The sequence below is a fragment of the Paenibacillus sp. S29 genome, assembly GCF_049319765.1.
Classification (GTDB): domain Bacteria; phylum Bacillota; class Bacilli; order Paenibacillales; family Paenibacillaceae; genus Paenibacillus; species Paenibacillus polymyxa_B.
The window spans coordinates 1-447 of record NZ_JBMOUI010000073.1 but is presented as its reverse complement, the minus strand read 5'-3'; the positions used below and the strand labels follow the sequence as shown (position 1 = coordinate 447).

The 447-nt window shown below is 55.5% G+C and carries 1 protein-coding gene; it reads right to left on the bottom strand.

The genetic code is table 11. From position 1 onward, the window contains the following. The coding region (locus ACL9RM_RS26525; RefSeq protein WP_414126705.1) for a phosphopantetheine-binding protein at positions 1–447 on the bottom strand (447 nt) is incomplete at both ends.

Genomic DNA, 447 nt, shown 5'->3' with positions numbered 1-447 from the left:
TGCGGTGCCAGCGTTGCGACGATGGGATAGCGGAACAAATCCTTCATGTCCAGCTTGTAGCCTGCCTGGAACGCACGAGACACGATTTGGATCGCCTTGATCGAATCGCCGCCCAGGTCAAAGAAATTGTCTAAAATACCAACGGTTGGCACGCCCAGGACGGACTGCCAGATCGCTACGAGTGCTCGTTCTGTTACAGTACGTGGCGCTGCATAATCCGCACCGCTTTGCAGACTGCCTTCTGGTGCTGGCAGGGACTTGCGGTCGATTTTACCATTCGGTGTCAGCGGCATCTGCTCCAACCAGATGAAATACGACGGCACCATATAGCTTGGTAGCTCTTGTCCCAGCTCCTGTCTCAGTTCACCCACTCCAAGCTCTTGACTCGCCACGTAGTACGCCACGAGCTGTGTTTGGCCCGTTTCGTCCGTGCGTGCCATAATGACC